The following is a 15,630-nucleotide window of genomic DNA, read 5'->3' on the forward strand; positions in this document are numbered from 1 at the left end:
GAGCCCGCCGATAGTGGCCGTCGCATCCATCGACGGATTGGCGGGCGAGGTGATTTTCTGCTGGACACTGGTGGTCGCACCGGCCTGGGTACCAATGGCGATCGCGCGGACGTTGGCCTGCTGCTGTTGATCGCCAGCCGCCTGGTTGACATTGAAGTTGCCGCGGTATTGAGCACCGGAATCCTGGAGGGTGGCGTTGTTCACCGAACTGACGCCCGAATCGGCCATCACGCCGGTGCAGCCGAGCAGGGTCAGTAACAGGAGGGAACGACTCATCTCATTGGCCTCCGGCCATTCTGCCCAGTGACCCGAGGCCACTGCTCATGGCACGATTGATGGTTCCGGAAATGGCGCCGCCACTGCCACCCCCGTTGCCGACGGACATGCCGGGCAAACCATTGGGGTTGGTGACGACGTTGAGGCCTTGCAGGCCACCCAGGTTTTGCCCGTTGTTGTGGCGAAGGGCCGTTCCGGTGGTGACCCCGGCAATGTCGGCGTCACTGAGTTCGCCGGTGACGCGGGCCGATGGATTGGCATTGACAGTGTTGTTCGGGTTCGGATCCCGGCCGCCACTGCGACCGATAGGCGTTGTGTGAATGGAACGATCGAGCACGATGACACCGTTGCCTTCGGCTTGTACGTTCGAACCGAGAACAGTACTGGCAACACTCGCGATCAGCAGGAGGCAGTTCAAGCCTGTTTTATTGAGAATCCCCACAGTGGTCATTCCTTCTTTCCTGGCTGGCCCTAGTCAGCCATGGAAGGGACAGAGCGAAAGCTGTGCCGGTTTCTGAATATGGCTTTGATTCAATGGCTTACGAAATTTGTCAGAAAACACTTTGCCAGGGATGTTTCATCCGTGAGACAGCGCCCGTCGCGGGCAGCCTGCAAATGCGGATGCACCGCTCCAATGACCCCCTGTAGGAGCGAGCTTGCTCGCGATGGTCGCTAACGATTCCGCGTGTTAACTGACTAAACGCAGCGCCCTTGAGTCCATGGTCGGAACGCCGCCCGGAGCAAGCTCGCTCCTACAGAGTCCTGACTGAACAGCATTACCCACTGGGATGAGGGTTCCAGTGAACCTGTATCAATCCCTTTACAAATCCGCCGGCCAAAAGATGAATGGCGTTGAAACGGACTGTTTGAGACAGGGAGGGTGTTTCAGGACCGGACATTTTTTCCCAAAACAGGGTGGGGGAGTGGGGGAAATCCCCCCAAATGCCAGTCAGGCGTCGAGCAATCGGGTCACCGCGTCCAGAGCCTGGAGTCGGCGTTCTGCCCAATCTCCGTGCAGTATTTGAACCGGTTGTGCGTGGTGCTCAAGCCAGGCGAGGGTCCGGTCGAAAAAAGCCTGGCGCTCACTCAATCGGGGCTGACAACGCTGACCGTCGTCAGTCCATTGGGCGTGTTCCGGCGACGGCAGCAGGTGCAAGTCATAATGCCGGGCCAGAAGCGCTTGTTCAATCCACGCGGGGCAATCGCCAAACAGGGTTTGGCTCCAGAGGATATTGCTCAGCAGGTGAGTGTCGAGGATGAGCAAGGACGGTTGTTGCGCCCGCGCTTCGTCTTCCCATGCCAACTGACCGCGGGCGATGGGCGTAATGTCCGCCAGCTTGGTGTCCCGTGGGTTCTGCTCGATGAACCAGCGCACATACTCGTCAACCAGAAGCCCGCCGAAACGCTGTTGCAACTCGGCCGCCAACCAACTTTTACCGCTGGATTCGGGGCCTGTGAGTACCAGGACTTTCATGCGTGCAACGCCGGATCGGCGCGCCATTCGCGCCAGCCCTGCACGGCGATAACGGTGAACAACCCGTACAGCGTGGCGGTCAGGTACAGGCCTTTATAGATGAACAACCCGACGAAAATCACATCCAGGGCGATCCACAGCGGCCAGCACTGGACACGTTTTTGCGCCATCCAGACCTGCGCCACCAGGCTGAATCCGGTCAGCGCCGCATCGAGCCAGGGTTGCGCAGCGTCGGTCCAGCGGACCATGGCCGCTCCCAGCAACAGGCTGCCGAGTGCGCCAATGGCGAGGCTCACCGCCACGGACCGGCCATCGAGCCGACTGACTTCGCGGCCATGCGTGGTTTCACCCACCCGTGTCCACTGCCACCAGCCGTAAAGCTGCAAGGCGGCATAGACGACTTGCAGCAGCATGTCCGAATACAGCTTCACCTCAAAAAAGATCCAGCTATAGAGCAGCACCATGATCAGGCCGATGGGCCAGCACCAGGGGTTCTGTTTGACCGTCAGCCAGACGGCAATGACACCGAGGGCGGCGGCAAACAGTTCAAGCCCGGACATGGAGGTTCCTTGGGGAAATCGAAGAGGGGGCCGATTGTAACCGGAATGGCGTGCGCAATCTTGTGGTGAAGGAGTGTGAAGCGGTCCTGAAATATGCCGTGGCCTGCCGGTTGCCTGCCGGTTGCAACAGGTCCGATCGCCGCGGATTCTTGTTCCTGTCATAAACCATTGCCAGCATCCAGCCACGCCATGTCGAATGAGCCTGTACGAGCGCCGCCCGGACTTGTCTGCTAGGATTCCGGCCCCGCGCGGGTAAACCAGATTCAGGGTGGATTTTTCACAGGATTTTTACGCTGCTGTGGTGATCCTTGATGCGTGGGGCTTCAGTACGCTGATCGCAATGAAAGCTTTTGAAAAATACTAACGGGGCATGCCGACGCGCATCGCCTTTTGGGGGATTGATGGATCTTTGGACCGCCTTTCAGGCATTGATTCTTGGGGTTGTAGAAGGGCTGACCGAATTCCTGCCCATTTCCAGTACCGGCCACCAGATTATCGTCGCCGACTTGCTCGACTTCGGGGGCGAACGGGCGATGGCGTTCAACATCATTATTCAGCTGGGTGCCATCCTGGCGGTGGTGTGGGAGTTTCGACGCAAGATCCTTGACGTGGTTATCGGCCTGCCGACCCAGCCGAGTGCGCGGCGGTTTACCGCGAACCTGTTGATCGCGTTCTTGCCGGCCGTGGTCTTGGGCGTCATCTTCGCCGACCTGATCCACAAATACCTGTTCAATCCGATCACCGTGGCAACGGCGCTGGTCGTGGGCGGGTTCATCATGTTGTGGGCTGAGCGCCGCCAGCACGAAGTACATGCCGAAACAGTGGATGACATCACCTGGAAAGATGCCCTGAAAGTCGGTTTCGCCCAATGCCTGGCGATGATCCCGGGCACTTCGCGTTCGGGCTCGACGATCATCGGCGGGCTGCTGTTCGGCCTGTCGCGCAAGACTGCTACCGAGTTCTCGTTCTTCCTGGCGATGCCAACCATGGTTGGCGCAGCGGTGTATTCGGGCTACAAGTACCGTCACCTGTTTGTCCCGGCGGATTTCCCGGTGTTCGCAGTCGGCTTCGTCACGGCGTTCGTCTTCGCGATGATTGCGGTTCGCGGGTTGCTCAAGTTCATCGCCAACCACAGCTATGCGGCGTTTGCCTGGTATCGCATCGTTTTTGGCCTGTTCATTCTGGCGACCTGGCAATTCGGCTGGGTTGACTGGAGCGCGGCCAAGCCGTGAGTGACTCGCGCGCGCGCAATAACCCCGGACGCCAGTCCGGGGGACAGGTCCGCCATTCACGGCTGAAGTGGCTGGTGTTTGCAGTCCTGTGCGTGTTGCCGCTGTCCGGTTCGGTGTGGTCATGGCTGCATGGGGAGTCGCTGATTCCCTTGGGGGCCTACGGCATCGTCAGCGTCATGACGTTTTTTCTGTACTGGAGTGACAAGCGCAAGGCCCGTGCCGATCAATGGCGCACGCCGGAGAATGTCCTGCATGCGCTGGAGTTTGCCGGAGGCTGGCCTGGCGCATTGCTGGCCCAGCAAGTGTTTCGGCACAAAACGCGCAAAGTCTCGTTCCAGCTGGTGTTCTGGATCATCGTGCTACTGCATCAGGTGTTCTGGATCGATCACCTGTTCCTTGGCGCACACCTGTTCGCCTTGCTCTAATAACGAAGCCCTACAGCAAGAGTCCGACTTGAGTGCGCTTTGGCAGTCTGCTCACCACCAATTGATGGGAACGCTGCAGCAATTCCTGTAGTTCTTCGCTGCCGAGCGGGTAGGGCGTTTCCATGATGATCCACTGGGCACGCGCCAGATAAGGCGCCGGGTGAATCCCCGGGCGGTCGCAATGACCGAGAAACACATCCTTGTCGACCTTGAAGGCCAGGGAATCACCCCGCAGGCCCTGCAAGGCGAACATCTTGTTCCCGGCAATCGAAAACACCCGTACGCCACCCCATTTGTAATCTTCCCGGGCTCCGGGCAGGGCGAGGCAAAATTGCGCGACATCCTCTTCGCTCATCCGTCCAGCCTTCATAACAATCGTTCCCCACAGGCATTGAAGGATTCAACCAGATGGTCAATCCAGGCGCGTACCGCCGGCATCACCCCGCGTCGATGAGGATAGACCGCTTGCAGCCAGCCACCGGGCAACGACCAGTCGGGCAACAACTGCACCAGTGAGCCGTTTTGCAGTTCCTGCTCGCAATACATCATGGGCAGCATGGTGAAGCCCAGGCCGGAGAGAGTACTGGCCTTGCGCACGATAAAGTCATCGATGCCCAACCGGGCCTCGAGCGCGAGTTCACAACTTTTGCCTTTTTGATCCAGCATGCGGATGTGCACCATGCGGTCGGCTTCCAGTGCGCCGAGCACCGGCAGGTTTTTCAGATCCTCGGGATGGTTGATCTCACGGCCAGCGAGAAAACCGGGACTGGCGACCATCAGCATCTGCGCCTGACGCAGGCGGCGGGTGACCAACAGCGGGTCTTCGTCGCCCGGTTCCCGCACACGCAGGGCAACGTCGATGCCTTCGTTCACCAGGTCAACCCGCCGGTTGAGCAGCATGACCTCCAGCTGGACTTGTGGAAACCGCTCCAGAAAGTCGCTGATCACCCCCGGCAATATTTCGTGGGCCAGCCCGACCGGGCAGGACACCCGCAAACGCCCGCGGGGTTCGCTGGACATGCTGGCCACGGCTTCGTCGGCCATTTCCGCCTCCAGCAGCATGGCCTGGCAGTGCCTGAGGTAGCGTTCACCCACGGCGGTCAGCTTCAGCTGTCGAGTGGTGCGTTGCAGCAAGCGCGCGCCAAGGCGTTCTTCCAGTTCGGCGATGCGCCGTGACAGTCGTGACTTGGGGATGCCCAGCAATCGTCCGGCTGCCGCGAATCCCCCGGCTTCCACGACTTTGGCGAAGTAATACAGGTCGTTGAGGTCTTGCATGATGTGAATCCGATTGTTCTATCTGTGAGACGAACTATCGCATTATTGCCGTCTAATCAGCTATTGGTTTCGTCTGTAGGATTAGTCCCATCAGATCGCCCTTGTGGGCGATCCTCACTTGGAGATCCCACATGAAACTGCTGCATATCGATTCGAGCATTCTTGGCGACAACTCGGCTTCCCGTCAGTTGAGCGGCGAAGTGGTTAAAGCCTGGCAAGCCGCCGAGCCAACCGCCGTGGTGACTTACCGCGATCTGGCCGCCGACGCGATCAGCCACTTCTCGGCCACCACTCTGGTCGCCGCCGGCACCACCGCTGAGCTGCGCAACGCCGCACAACAGCACGAAGCTGAACTGAGCGCCTCGACCCTGGCCGAATTCCTTGCCGCCGATGCCGTGGTGATTGCCGCACCGATGTACAACTTCACCATCCCGACTCAACTGAAGGCCTGGATCGACCGCATCGCCGTTGCCGGTCAGACCTTCCGTTACACCGAAGCCGGTCCTGAAGGCCTGTGCGGTGGCAAGAAAGTCGTGATTGTCTCGACTTCCGGCGGCATTCATGCCGGTCAGGCAACCGGTGTTGCCCACGAAGAATATTTGAAGGTGCTGTTCGGTTTCATCGGCATCACCGACATCGAAATCGTCCGCGCCGAAGGCCTGGCTTACGGTGACGACGTTCGCAACAAAGCCATGAGCGCTGCTCACGCGCAAATCAGCGAGCAACTGTTCGCCGCTGCGTAAGGCTTGCGTAAAGAACGCAACCGTTCAGGTAACACCCCAAAAAACTCTGTATTCTGGCTACGCAAGTACCAGCTACGGAGTTTTTTGTTTCTGGTCGTTTCAGATTGTGGCTCGACTTATGCAGTCAAGGGTTCACGTCTCAAGTCCGGTAACAAGGTGGGGCATCCGATGATGCGACTTTGTGCAACTTTACTGATTTGTCTGCTCAGCAGCCTGAATACAGTGCACGCCGCGCCTGCGCCGCATCCTCACTGGAGCGTCGGCTTCCATGAGATGACTTTTCTTGACCCGCTGGACCTGCAGCCGATGCGCGCCATCGCCTTCTATCCTTCCAGTGATTGGGAGCACACCAGCAAGCTCGAGGGTTACACCGTCGAAGCCGGGGAGGACACCAAAGTCGCCATTGGCCGGTTCCCGATGCTGATGCTGTCCCACGGTAACACCGGCACCCCGCTGGCCCTGCACGACCTCGCCACGTCGCTGGCACGCAAAGGCTTTGTCGTGGTGGCGGTGATTCACCCCGGTGACAACTCCAGGGACCACAGCCGCCTCGGTACTTTGAGTAACCTGTATGGTCGGCCGATCCAGATTTCCGAAGCCATAACCGCTACCTTGGGCGACCGTATGCTGTCGCCGTTCGTCAATGCCGATCAGGTGGGCGTCATTGGCTATTCGGCCGGTGGCGAGACCGCATTGATTCTCTCCGGCGCGACCCCGGACCTGGATCGCCTGCGCCGTTACTGCCAGGAGCGGCCCGATGACCGCGACGCCTGCAACACCCGGGGTGAATTGATTGTCGACCGCGACGACCTGCAACCGGTGGCTGATCCTCGTGTCCACGCCTTGATGCTGATGGCGCCGTTGAGCCTGAAGTTCGGCCGCCACACCCTGGCCGATGTGCATGTGCCGGTGCTGCTTTACAGCGGTGATGGCGACAAGTTGGTGGCTGTCGACAAGAACGCCGCAGCACTGGCGCGCAAACTGCCGACGGCGCCTGACTTCAAACTCCTGGCCGGGGCAGGGCACTTTGTGTTCATGGCGCCGTGCAACGATGAGCAGACCAGCGTGATGCCTGCGCTCTGCATCGATGCCGATGGTGTCGACCGCGAAGATATTCACCGCAACCTGATCTCTCAGGCGGGTAGTTTCTTTTCCCGCACTCTGGGGCGCGCGACTCGGGCAGGGATGCAAACTGCAGATCAGTAGGATTCTTCCCAAGTCGACGCGGATGATCAGGTCTCAATGCGACGTTGGCTGAATAACTATTTATCCAGGCTGTTGGTCGTAGCTGGAACCCTGTTCTTTGAGGACATTAACTTCCGTGTCGGTTATCTCGAAAATCGTGTTTGTTCGTGGTTCTTTGTTGAACGGGCAGCACTCGCTACCTATGTCTCCAATGTTCCAGCACTTTCCGTTATGGCAGATCTGCCCTTGTGTGGACTCTTCAGCGTGAGCGGTGGAGTAAAGTGCGAATAACATCGGGGTGACGAGAGCTATGGTTTTAATATGCATTACATTTTTCCTGTATATCGATTTGGATGTGGTTGAAGTACAGGAGAGTTTGTCGCATCCAATGATTAATACAATAATGTCGTTCTTGAATAATCGAATCGGAATGTTGCGCGAGAGTGGATCTGCGGGGTTGCTTTGTATTTTTTGATTCAGCAGGTTATTGAGTCCGCAATGACAGTAACAATGTCAGGCCAAGACCGCTTAACGACAGCAATGCGGCACAAATGAAAATCCACGAATAACCCAGATTCAGCGCCACCGCCCCCATCAGTGGCCCGGCAATGGCCAGCGCCAGATCGAAAAACACCGCATAGGCACTCAAGCCCGCACCACGGCTGGAGTTGGGCACTTGCTTGATCGCCTCGACACCCAGCGCCGGATACACCAGTGACAGGCCGAATCCGGTCAGACCTGCACCAATCAAGGCATAACCCGTAGACGGTGCAAGCCACAGCAGTGTCAGACCGACGGTTTCAATGCCCATGCAGGCAATCGCCGACGGGAACCCGCCGAAGCGGCTTATGCTGGAAATGAACAGCAGCCGCGACAGAATGAAACACACCCCGAACACGGTCAGGCAGTAGGCCGCGCCGGTCCAGCCGCGATTGACGTAATACAAGGTGATAAAGGTCGTCAGGGTGCCGTAGCCAATGGACGCCAGGCTCAGGCTCGCGCCAAACGGCGCGATGCGCCCGAACACCGCCCAAAACGGCAGGCGCTCACCGCGCACCACGGGTACCGAGGGCTTGTTGCGAATCAGCAGCAGTGCGGCCAGGGCCAGCAGCGACAGGGCGATGCCGAGGCTGGCGAAACCGAGTTGTTGCACCATCACCACGCCCAGCGGTGCACCGATGGCAATCGCACCATAGGACGCGATGCCGTTCCAGGAGATCGACCGCGCGGTATGCTCAGCGCCCACCTGGCCCATGCACCAACTGATGGTGCCGACACCGATCAACCCTTGGGCCATCCCCAGCAACAGGCGCCCGGCGATCAAGATCAGCAGGCTGAGCAAGGGAAAGCCTTGCAACAGGGTCGACAGCAAGGTCAACACGCCACTGAACACGATCCCCGCCAAGCCATAGATGATTGCGCGCTTGGTGCCAACGCTGTCGGACATTCGCCCGGCCATGGGCCGGCTGAGCAGGGTGGCGAGGTATTGCGAGCCGATGGTCAACCCGGCCACGATGGCGCTGAACCCGAGTTGCTCGTGGACATACCCCGGCAATACCGCAATCGGCAAACCGATGCAGAGGAAGGCAATGAAGGTATAGAAAACGATGGAGACGATCTGCAGGGTGATCGCCATGGAGCTTTGCGGAGCAGCTTGCTGCACAGACATGAGGGCTCGTTCGCGGGCGGCGGTGGGAGAGCTGCATGATGGCGCGGCGTTGCGATAAAAGAAAGCAGGCTAACTATATTTCCTGAGTAACCTGACTGTAGGAGCGAGCTTGCTCGCGATGGACGACAACGATAACGCGTGCAACCTGAATGCACGCGTTATCCAGACGTTTTTCGCGATCAATCGAGCGTCGACCGGCTGCTCCTACAAATGCAAGTGCAGTGAGGTGTTTTAGAACACCACACCCTGGCTGCGCAGGTAGTCGTCGTAGGTGCCGCTGAAGTCGGTCACGCCGTTAGGGCTCAGCTCGATGATGCGGGTGGCCAGGGACGATACGAACTCACGGTCGTGGCTGACGAAGATCAGCGTGCCCGGATAGTTTTCCAGCGCCAGGTTCAGCGCCTCGATGGATTCCATGTCCAGGTGGTTGGTCGGTTCGTCCATCACCAGTACGTTCGGCTTTTGCAGGATCAGCTTGCCGAACAGCATGCGGCCTTGTTCACCCCCGGAGATGACCTTGACCGACTTGAGGATCTCGTCGTTGGAGAACAGCATGCGACCCAGTGTGCCGCGAATGATCTGCTCGCCCTGAGTCCACTGGCCCATCCAGTCGAACAGGCTGACGTCGTCTTCGAAGTCATGGGCGTGGTCCTGGGCGTAGTAGCCCAGCTCCGCGCTTTCGGTCCACTTCACGGAACCGGCGTCCGGGGTCAGCTCGCCCATCAGGGTGCGCAGCAGGGTGGTCTTGCCAATACCGTTCGGGCCGATGATCGCCACGCGCTCGCCGGCTTCGACGGTGAAGCTGAAGTTCTTGAACAGGGTCTTGCCGTCGAAGCCCTTGGACATCTGCTCGATGGTCACGGCCTGGCGGTGCAGTTTCTTGGTCTGTTCGAAGCGGATGAACGGGCTCACGCGGCTCGATGGCTTGACTTCGGCCAGCTGGATCTTGTCGATCTGCTTGGCGCGGGAAGTGGCCTGCTTGGCTTTCGAGGCGTTGGCCGAGAAGCGGCTGACGAACGTTTGCAGTTCGGCAATCTGGGCTTTCTTCTTGGCGTTGTCCGACAGCAATTGCTCGCGGGACTGGGTCGCCGCGGTCATGTACTCGTCGTAGTTGCCCGGGAACAGGCGCAGCTCACCGTAGTCCAGGTCGGCCATGTGGGTGCAAACGCTGTTGAGGAAGTGACGGTCGTGGGAAATGATGATCATGGTGCTGTTACGCACGGTGAGAATCGATTCCAGCCAGCGAATGGTGTTGATGTCCAGGTGGTTGGTCGGTTCGTCGAGCAACAGCACTTCCGGATCGGAGAACAGTGCCTGAGCCAGCAACACCCGCAGTTTCCAGCCCGGAGCCACTTCGGACATCGGACCGAAATGCTGTTCCAGTGGAATACCCAGGCCCAGCAGCAGCTCACCGGCGCGGGATTCGGCGGTGTAGCCGTCCATTTCGGCGAATTCGGTTTCCAGCTCGGCCACGGCCATGCCGTCTTCTTCGCTCATTTCCGGCAGCGAATAGATGCGGTCGCGCTCGGCCTTGACCTTCCACAGCTCTTCGTGACCCATGATCACGGTGTCGATCACGGTGAATTCTTCGTAGGCGAACTGGTCCTGGCGCAATTTACCCAGGCGCACGTTCGGCTCCAGCATGACCTGGCCGCCGGACGGCTCGAGGTCACCGCCGAGAATCTTCATGAAGGTCGACTTGCCGCAACCGTTGGCGCCGATCAGGCCGTAACGGTTGCCACCGTTGAACTTGACCGAAACGTTTTCGAAGAGCGGCTTGGCGCCGAACTGCATCGTGATGTTAGCTGTAGAAATCAAAGGTTTTTCCTGCGAAGCATTCAGAGTAGCTAGGGTTGCGGCAGTACCGGTTCAGTACCCGTTCCACTGTCCGGACCCCGGGACATTCATCCCGATCGGCAGTGGAAGATCCATCTGGCATTAAGTGGACAGCAGCATGTGGCGCGCCTGGCCCGAGTCAACGTGCGCTGAAAGGGGAGGTTTCCCGCTCTCAACCTGGGGGCGCGTAAAGTTTGGCGGCGATTGTACTGGTCTGGCTCTTTAAACGATAGGGCGTTGAGGTCTGTGCAACGCTTTGGCGGATTTTGCGGTGACATTTTCGCCGTTGCAGGTTAACTATTGGTTACAAACTGAGGCTAAAATGCCATCTATCGGCCGGATGCCGACCATCGGCATGGCTCGATGGCGCCACAGGGCCTCTGTTTCGTATTCAGCCGCTGCACAAGACCCGGGGACCGGGATGCCGGTAAAGGGTGCAGTTTGTTTACTTCCGATGTGTGACGATTTCCGTGAAACTGATCATTGCCGTTATCTACGTTGTTTCCATTGCGTATGTCCATCTGCGTGGTCAAGTGCGCCATAAGCTGGGTCGCCAGTTGAGCGATCACTCGACGTTTCTGGCGCCGATCAACTGCTTTCTTTATCTGTTCTCGAAAATCCCCAACAAACCCTATCTCGACCCGGCCGACTTCCCCGACCTGCGTCCGCTGCAGGCGCACTGGGAAGAAATTCGTGCCGAAGGTCAGCATTTGCTTCACGCCGGCGAGATCAAGCGTTCGAACCAATACGATGACGTCGGTTTCAACTCGTTTTTCAAGAGCGGTTGGAAGCGCTTCTATCTCAAGTGGTACGGCGACAGCCACCCGTCGGCCATGAAGCTCTGCCCGCGCACCACGGAGCTGGTGCAGGGCATTGACTCGATCAAGGCGGCGATGTTCGCCGAGTTGCCACCGGGCTCCAGACTGGTGCGCCACCGCGACCCGTATGCCGGTTCGTACCGCTATCACCTGGGCCTGGATACACCCAACGCCGACGGTTGCTACATCAATGTCGATGGCCAGAACTACCACTGGCGCGATGGCGAAGCGGTAATGTTCGATGAGACCTACATTCATTACGCGGAAAACACCACGCCGCACAATCGCATCATTTTGTTCTGCGACGTCGAACGGCCGATGAAGTATCGGTGGGCAGCGGCATTCAATCGCTGGTTCAGTCGCCATGTCATGTCGGCCGCTGGTGCGCCGAACGAGGCGGGCGACAGGACCGGCGGGCTCAACCGACTGTTCGGCAGGATCTACAAGGTTCGCCTGCGCGGCAAGCAACTGAAAAAGCGTAACCGCACACTGTACTACCTCGAAAAGTGGTCGATCCTTGCCGGGTTGCTGGTGGTCTTCATTCTGATCTGAGAGGTGTTCTGTTACATCTTCCCGGGGAGGTTTTTGTTAACAAATCCGAACCCCGGGCGTAGCGTGGTATCGAAGTCCTTATCCACGCGACGTAGAGAGGCATCCCATGAACCGATACGTGTTTGGCGCCATTGCGCTGGTCTTGAGTGCCATATTGGGTCCTCTGGCCGATGCCACTACTTCGTTGCAATTGGCCCAGAACCTGCCAGGCCGCACCAACAACAACCCTTACAACAGTCCGATTCACCGGGCCAATCCCAACAGCATGCAAGGCACCCAACCCGGTGCCCCGGCTATACGCGGACCCAATACCGTGCCGATCCCGCGCCCGCCGACGCTGGACAACGGCGGCATCGGTAATCGCTATCCCGACCGGACCGTTCCCGCCAGCCCACCAAAATTCATTCCCAATCCTCCACCACGAGACACCGGCACCAACAACCGTTGAGTGGCCGGCAGGTCGTCTGCCCGCTATTTTTCAGCGGATTTCATGTTGATCAGAAAAGGAATCCTGCATGTTGCGCAAAAAATTATTGGCGATCGTCTGTGCCGGCGCATTGATCAGCGCCACTGCTGCAGTGCTTGCCGCGCCCACCCAGACGATGAAAAGCGAAGCTGGCACCCTTGAGGTCACCCCTGTCGTGACGGGGCTGGAGCACCCCTGGGCGCTGGCGTTTTTGCCGGATGGTAAAAGCATGCTGGTAACCGAACGCCCCGGCAACCTGCGGCTGGTCACCGCCGACGGCAAGCTGTCGGCACCGCTCAATGGCGTGCCAACGGTCTGGGCCAAGGGGCAGGGCGGCTTGCTGGACGTGGCGTTGTCACCGGACTTCAAGCAGGACCGGATGGTGTATCTGTCTTATGCCGAAGGGGGGGGCGAGGGTAACAAGGCCGGTACCGCGGTGGGGCGTGGCCGGCTCTCCGAAGATATGGCGGCGCTCAAGGATTTCCAGGTGATCCTGCGTCAGGAACCCAAACTCTCGGTCGGCAACCATTTTGGCTCGCGGCTGGTGTTTGATCGCGACGGCTATCTGTTCGTGACCCTGGGGGAAAACAACGACCGCCCGACCGCCCAGGACCTCGACAAACTGCAAGGCAAGGTGGTGCGAATCCACCCGGACGGTACGGTGCCCAAGGACAACCCCTTTGTCGGCCAGGCCAACGTGCGCCCGGAAATCTGGTCCTACGGGCAGCGTAACCCGCAAGGCGCGGCGCTCAACCCGTGGAACGGCACGCTGTGGGAAAACGAACACGGCCCTCGGGGCGGCGATGAAATCAACATCATCGAGCGTGGCAAGAATTACGGTTGGCCGCTGGCGACCCATGGCATCAACTACTCCGGTCTGCCGATTCCCGAAGCCAGGGGCGATACCGTCGAAGGCACAGTTTCCCCGCACCATGTCTGGGAAAAGTCCCCGGGCCTGAGTGGCATGGCGTTTTACGATGCCGATCAGTTCAAGGCCTGGCAGGGCAACGTGTTTATCGGCGCGTTGGTCAGCCAGGAACTGATTCGCCTGGAGTTCCAGGGCGACAAGGTGGTACACGAGGAACGATTGCTCGGGGAGTTGAAAAAGCGCATTCGCGATGTGCGACAGGGGCCGGATGGGTATTTGTATGTGCTGACCGATGAAGAGGATGGTGCCTTGTATAAAGTCGGCTTGAAGTGAAACTCCCCCGCCGCCTTCGCGAGCAAGCCCCGCTTGAACACTTGATATGTATACCCTGCAGGAGCGAGCTTGCTCGCGACGGCGGTGTCAGGGCCACCACAAAAGTAGCTGGGCGGGTCATGTTTGCGATTGACTTGCCACCACTGCCCGGCTAATTTCGAGCCATGACTTCCTCCGTATTGCGCTGCCAGCCAAGCATTATTACCGCCATTCCTCATTTGGCGGGCTAGCTCACGACTGCAGCACCCAACCCGCCCTGGAGGCGGGTTTTTACTTTCTGTCTCCCGGGCCCCGATCAGTGTCAGGAGACGACGATGAGTTTTACAACCGATCAGCAAGCCCTGCTTGAACGCTACGTCAAACAAATCCTTGCCGCGCCCGTGTACGAACTGGCGGTGCGCACACCGTTGCAACCAGCGCTGGCTTTGTCTGAAGCCTTGGGCAACCAGGTCCTGCTCAAGCGCGAAGACTTGCAGCCGACCTTTTCCTTCAAGATCCGCGGCGCCTGCAACAAGCTGGTGCAACTGAGCGAAGCGCAAAAGGCGCGCGGCGTGGTCACGGCTTCCGCCGGCAATCATGCGCAAGGTGTAGCCCTGGCTGCGCGGGAACTGGGGATCAATGCCACCATCGTCATGCCCTGCACGACGCCGCAACTGAAGGTCATCGGAGTGCGCAGTCGTGGCGCTGACGCGGTATTGCACGGGGAAAGCTTTCCGTTTGCACTGGCCTATGCGCTGGATCTGGCCGGGGAAACCGGTCGCACCTTTGTTTCACCCTTCGACGATCCGCAGGTGATCGCGGGCCAAGGCACGGTGGCCATGGAAATCCTGCGCCAGCATCAAGGTCCGCTGGACGCGATCTTCGTGCCGGTGGGCGGCGGTGGGCTGATCGCGGGGATCGCCGCTTACGTCAAATACTTGCGGCCGGAAATTCGCATCATCGGCGTCGAGTCGGAACATTCCGCGTGCCTGCAAGCCGCGTTGCTGGCCGGTGAGCGAGTGATCCTGCCCAGCGTCGGCACCTTCGCCGACGGGGTGGCGGTGGCACAGATCGGCGCTTACGGTTTCGAGGTCTGCCGGTTTTGCGTCGATGAGGTGGTGACGGTCAGCAACGATGAGCTTTGCGCTGCGATCAAGAATATCTACGACGATACCCGCTCGATCACCGAACCTTCCGGCGCGCTGGCGGTGGCCGGAATCAAGAAGTACGTGGCGCGGAGCGGAGTTCGTGGTCAGACTCTGGTCGCCATCGACTCAGGGGCCAACATCAATTTCGACAGCCTGGGGCATGTGGCCGAGCGCGCCGCGTTGAGCGGCGCCCCGGCATGACGCTTGTGCAGACCGACGGCGGACGCCGCAAGGGTCCGCCGGAAGGTGGGGTTATTCCTGAATGGCTTTCTCGACCTTGGCCGACGCCGACCAGATTCGGTAGCGCACTTCGATGTCCTTGGGGACGTACAGCACGAGCGGCAGCTTGCTGTTGTAACGCAGCAGGAAGCCGTCACCGACCACCGGTACGAAATCCTGTTTGCTTGTGCCTTCCGGGCAGGCCATCAGCGTGCTCATCGGGCCAATGACTTTTTCCAGGCGATAGAACGGGTAGCCCCAACCCTCGAGATTTTTCTCCTCGAGGATGCCGCCCAGACGCGGGTGATTGCAGTCTACGGTCATTGTTTTACCGGCCAGGATCTCGACCTGGAAGTCGTTTTCCCGGGGTTGTGGCGCGAGGTGAATCACCTGGCGGGTAAAGCCGCTCTCGGCCTTCGGATAGGGCGCGGTTTCTTCGAGCTTGGCGGCGTGCGCCACACCAGCCAGCCCCAGTGCGAATAGCGCTGTGCAAGCGTTAACGGTCAAAGAACTCATGATGCCTCCTTGCTTGAAGTGATGGGCGGCATTCTCACTGTCGTGTGCAGTGAATG

At 59.2% G+C, this 15,630-nt stretch carries 16 protein-coding genes and 1 pseudogene; 8 read left to right on the plus strand and 9 right to left on the minus strand.

Going from position 1 to position 15,630, the window contains the following annotated elements; translation table 11 throughout:
* From PMI31_RS26385 to pnuC, 4 genes and pseudogenes are all read right to left on the minus strand, one after another.
* A pseudogene (locus tag PMI31_RS26385) lies at positions 1-276 on the minus strand (adhesin); the annotation flags it as partial.
* A 1-nt stretch (position 277) separates the two neighbouring features.
* Complete coding sequence (locus tag PMI31_RS26390; RefSeq protein ID WP_008022645.1) at positions 278-727, minus strand: hypothetical protein; 450 nt, start codon at positions 725-727, stop codon at positions 278-280.
* A gap of 498 nt (positions 728-1,225) precedes the next feature.
* Positions 1,226-1,750, minus strand: a complete 525-nt coding sequence (locus tag PMI31_RS26395; RefSeq protein WP_008022647.1) for an AAA family ATPase — start codon at positions 1,748-1,750, stop codon at positions 1,226-1,228.
* Positions 1,747-2,310 (minus strand): nicotinamide riboside transporter PnuC, encoded by a 564-nt coding sequence (gene pnuC, locus PMI31_RS26400; RefSeq protein ID WP_008022649.1) that lies wholly within the window; start codon positions 2,308-2,310, stop codon positions 1,747-1,749. Before pnuC ends, PMI31_RS26395 begins: the two co-directional genes overlap by 4 nt.
* Before the next feature lie 401 nt (positions 2,311-2,711).
* Between pnuC and PMI31_RS26405 the strand changes: the two genes are divergently transcribed.
* Positions 2,712-3,542 (plus strand): undecaprenyl-diphosphate phosphatase, encoded by an 831-nt coding sequence (locus tag PMI31_RS26405; RefSeq protein ID WP_008022650.1) that lies wholly within the window; start codon positions 2,712-2,714, stop codon positions 3,540-3,542.
* Positions 3,539-3,967 carry a DUF1294 domain-containing protein gene (locus tag PMI31_RS26410; protein ID WP_008022652.1) on the plus strand — a complete coding sequence of 143 codons (429 nt, stop codon included), beginning with the start codon at positions 3,539-3,541 and terminating at the stop codon, positions 3,965-3,967. Before PMI31_RS26405 ends, PMI31_RS26410 begins: the two co-directional genes overlap by 4 nt.
* Positions 3,968-3,977: 10 nt before the next feature.
* On the opposite strand, the gene PMI31_RS26415 is transcribed toward PMI31_RS26410, so the two are convergent.
* Both PMI31_RS26415 and PMI31_RS26420 read right to left on the minus strand, forming a co-directional pair.
* Complete coding sequence (locus PMI31_RS26415; RefSeq protein WP_008022654.1) at positions 3,978-4,337, minus strand: MmcQ/YjbR family DNA-binding protein; 360 nt, start codon at positions 4,335-4,337, stop codon at positions 3,978-3,980.
* On the minus strand, positions 4,334-5,242 hold the full coding sequence (locus PMI31_RS26420) for a LysR substrate-binding domain-containing protein (RefSeq protein ID WP_008022655.1): 909 nt from the start codon (positions 5,240-5,242) through the stop codon (positions 4,334-4,336). Before PMI31_RS26420 ends, PMI31_RS26415 begins: the two co-directional genes overlap by 4 nt.
* A gap of 131 nt (positions 5,243-5,373) precedes the next feature.
* Between PMI31_RS26420 and PMI31_RS26425 the strand changes: the two genes are divergently transcribed.
* Together PMI31_RS26425 and PMI31_RS26430 are read left to right on the plus strand one after the other, a co-directional pair.
* Positions 5,374-5,985: an FMN-dependent NADH-azoreductase gene (locus PMI31_RS26425; protein WP_008022657.1), complete on the plus strand. Its 612-nt coding sequence runs from the start codon at positions 5,374-5,376 to the stop codon at positions 5,983-5,985.
* A 168-nt stretch (positions 5,986-6,153) separates the two neighbouring features.
* Positions 6,154-7,191 (plus strand): alpha/beta hydrolase family protein, encoded by a 1,038-nt coding sequence (locus PMI31_RS26430; protein ID WP_008022659.1) that lies wholly within the window; start codon positions 6,154-6,156, stop codon positions 7,189-7,191.
* Positions 7,192-7,654: 463 nt separating this feature from the next.
* On the opposite strand, the gene PMI31_RS26440 is transcribed toward PMI31_RS26430, so the two are convergent.
* Both PMI31_RS26440 and PMI31_RS26445 read right to left on the minus strand, forming a co-directional pair.
* Positions 7,655-8,839, minus strand: a complete 1,185-nt coding sequence (locus PMI31_RS26440) for an MFS transporter (RefSeq protein WP_008022663.1) — start codon at positions 8,837-8,839, stop codon at positions 7,655-7,657.
* 231 nt (positions 8,840-9,070) lie between these two features.
* Positions 9,071-10,657, minus strand: a complete 1,587-nt coding sequence (locus PMI31_RS26445) for an ABC-F family ATPase (RefSeq protein WP_033044478.1) — start codon at positions 10,655-10,657, stop codon at positions 9,071-9,073.
* Between the two features lie 488 nt (positions 10,658-11,145).
* Here PMI31_RS26445 and lpxO point away from each other — a divergent pair, with 488 nt between their 5' ends.
* From lpxO to ilvA, 4 genes are all read left to right on the plus strand, one after another.
* The gene (lpxO, locus tag PMI31_RS26450; RefSeq protein WP_008022667.1) at positions 11,146-12,045 is read left to right on the plus strand and encodes a lipid A hydroxylase LpxO; all 900 of its coding nucleotides are present in this window, start codon (positions 11,146-11,148) and stop codon (positions 12,043-12,045) included.
* A 106-nt stretch (positions 12,046-12,151) separates the two neighbouring features.
* Positions 12,152-12,493: a hypothetical protein gene (locus PMI31_RS26455; protein WP_008022669.1), complete on the plus strand. Its 342-nt coding sequence runs from the start codon at positions 12,152-12,154 to the stop codon at positions 12,491-12,493.
* A gap of 67 nt (positions 12,494-12,560) precedes the next feature.
* Positions 12,561-13,712 (plus strand): PQQ-dependent sugar dehydrogenase, encoded by a 1,152-nt coding sequence (locus PMI31_RS26460; protein ID WP_008022671.1) that lies wholly within the window; start codon positions 12,561-12,563, stop codon positions 13,710-13,712.
* A gap of 314 nt (positions 13,713-14,026) precedes the next feature.
* Positions 14,027-15,040, plus strand: a complete 1,014-nt coding sequence (gene ilvA / locus PMI31_RS26465; RefSeq protein ID WP_008022673.1) for a threonine ammonia-lyase, biosynthetic — start codon at positions 14,027-14,029, stop codon at positions 15,038-15,040.
* A 51-nt stretch (positions 15,041-15,091) separates the two neighbouring features.
* Here ilvA and eco read toward each other — a convergent pair whose 3' ends face one another.
* The gene (eco, locus tag PMI31_RS26470) at positions 15,092-15,574 is read right to left on the minus strand and encodes a serine protease inhibitor ecotin (RefSeq protein ID WP_008022676.1); all 483 of its coding nucleotides are present in this window, start codon (positions 15,572-15,574) and stop codon (positions 15,092-15,094) included.
* Between the last annotated feature and the right edge of the window lie 56 nt (positions 15,575-15,630).

Source organism: Pseudomonas sp. GM55 (assembly GCF_000282395.1).
GTDB classification, from domain to species: domain Bacteria; phylum Pseudomonadota; class Gammaproteobacteria; order Pseudomonadales; family Pseudomonadaceae; genus Aquipseudomonas; species Aquipseudomonas fluorescens_CC.

What these genes read in the sequence shown, in the direction of transcription:
- PMI31_RS26390 (WP_008022645.1), bottom strand. Translation starts at nt 727, where the DNA reads ATGACCACTGTGGGGATTCTCAATAAAACAGGCTTGAACTGCCTCCTG.
- PMI31_RS26395 (WP_008022647.1), bottom strand. Translation starts at nt 1,750, where the DNA reads ATGAAAGTCCTGGTACTCACAGGCCCCGAATCCAGCGGTAAAAGTTGG.
- pnuC (WP_008022649.1), bottom strand. Translation starts at nt 2,310, where the DNA reads ATGTCCGGGCTTGAACTGTTTGCCGCCGCCCTCGGTGTCATTGCCGTC.
- PMI31_RS26405 (WP_008022650.1), top strand. Translation starts at nt 2,712, where the DNA reads ATGGATCTTTGGACCGCCTTTCAGGCATTGATTCTTGGGGTTGTAGAA.
- PMI31_RS26415 (WP_008022654.1), bottom strand. Translation starts at nt 4,337, where the DNA reads ATGAAGGCTGGACGGATGAGCGAAGAGGATGTCGCGCAATTTTGCCTC.
- PMI31_RS26420 (WP_008022655.1), bottom strand. Translation starts at nt 5,242, where the DNA reads ATGCAAGACCTCAACGACCTGTATTACTTCGCCAAAGTCGTGGAAGCC.
- PMI31_RS26425 (WP_008022657.1), top strand. Translation starts at nt 5,374, where the DNA reads ATGAAACTGCTGCATATCGATTCGAGCATTCTTGGCGACAACTCGGCT.
- PMI31_RS26430 (WP_008022659.1), top strand. Translation starts at nt 6,154, where the DNA reads ATGATGCGACTTTGTGCAACTTTACTGATTTGTCTGCTCAGCAGCCTG.
- PMI31_RS26440 (WP_008022663.1), bottom strand. Translation starts at nt 8,839, where the DNA reads ATGTCTGTGCAGCAAGCTGCTCCGCAAAGCTCCATGGCGATCACCCTG.
- PMI31_RS26455 (WP_008022669.1), top strand. Translation starts at nt 12,152, where the DNA reads ATGAACCGATACGTGTTTGGCGCCATTGCGCTGGTCTTGAGTGCCATA.
- PMI31_RS26460 (WP_008022671.1), top strand. Translation starts at nt 12,561, where the DNA reads ATGTTGCGCAAAAAATTATTGGCGATCGTCTGTGCCGGCGCATTGATC.
- ilvA (WP_008022673.1), top strand. Translation starts at nt 14,027, where the DNA reads ATGAGTTTTACAACCGATCAGCAAGCCCTGCTTGAACGCTACGTCAAA.
- eco (WP_008022676.1), bottom strand. Translation starts at nt 15,574, where the DNA reads ATGAGTTCTTTGACCGTTAACGCTTGCACAGCGCTATTCGCACTGGGG.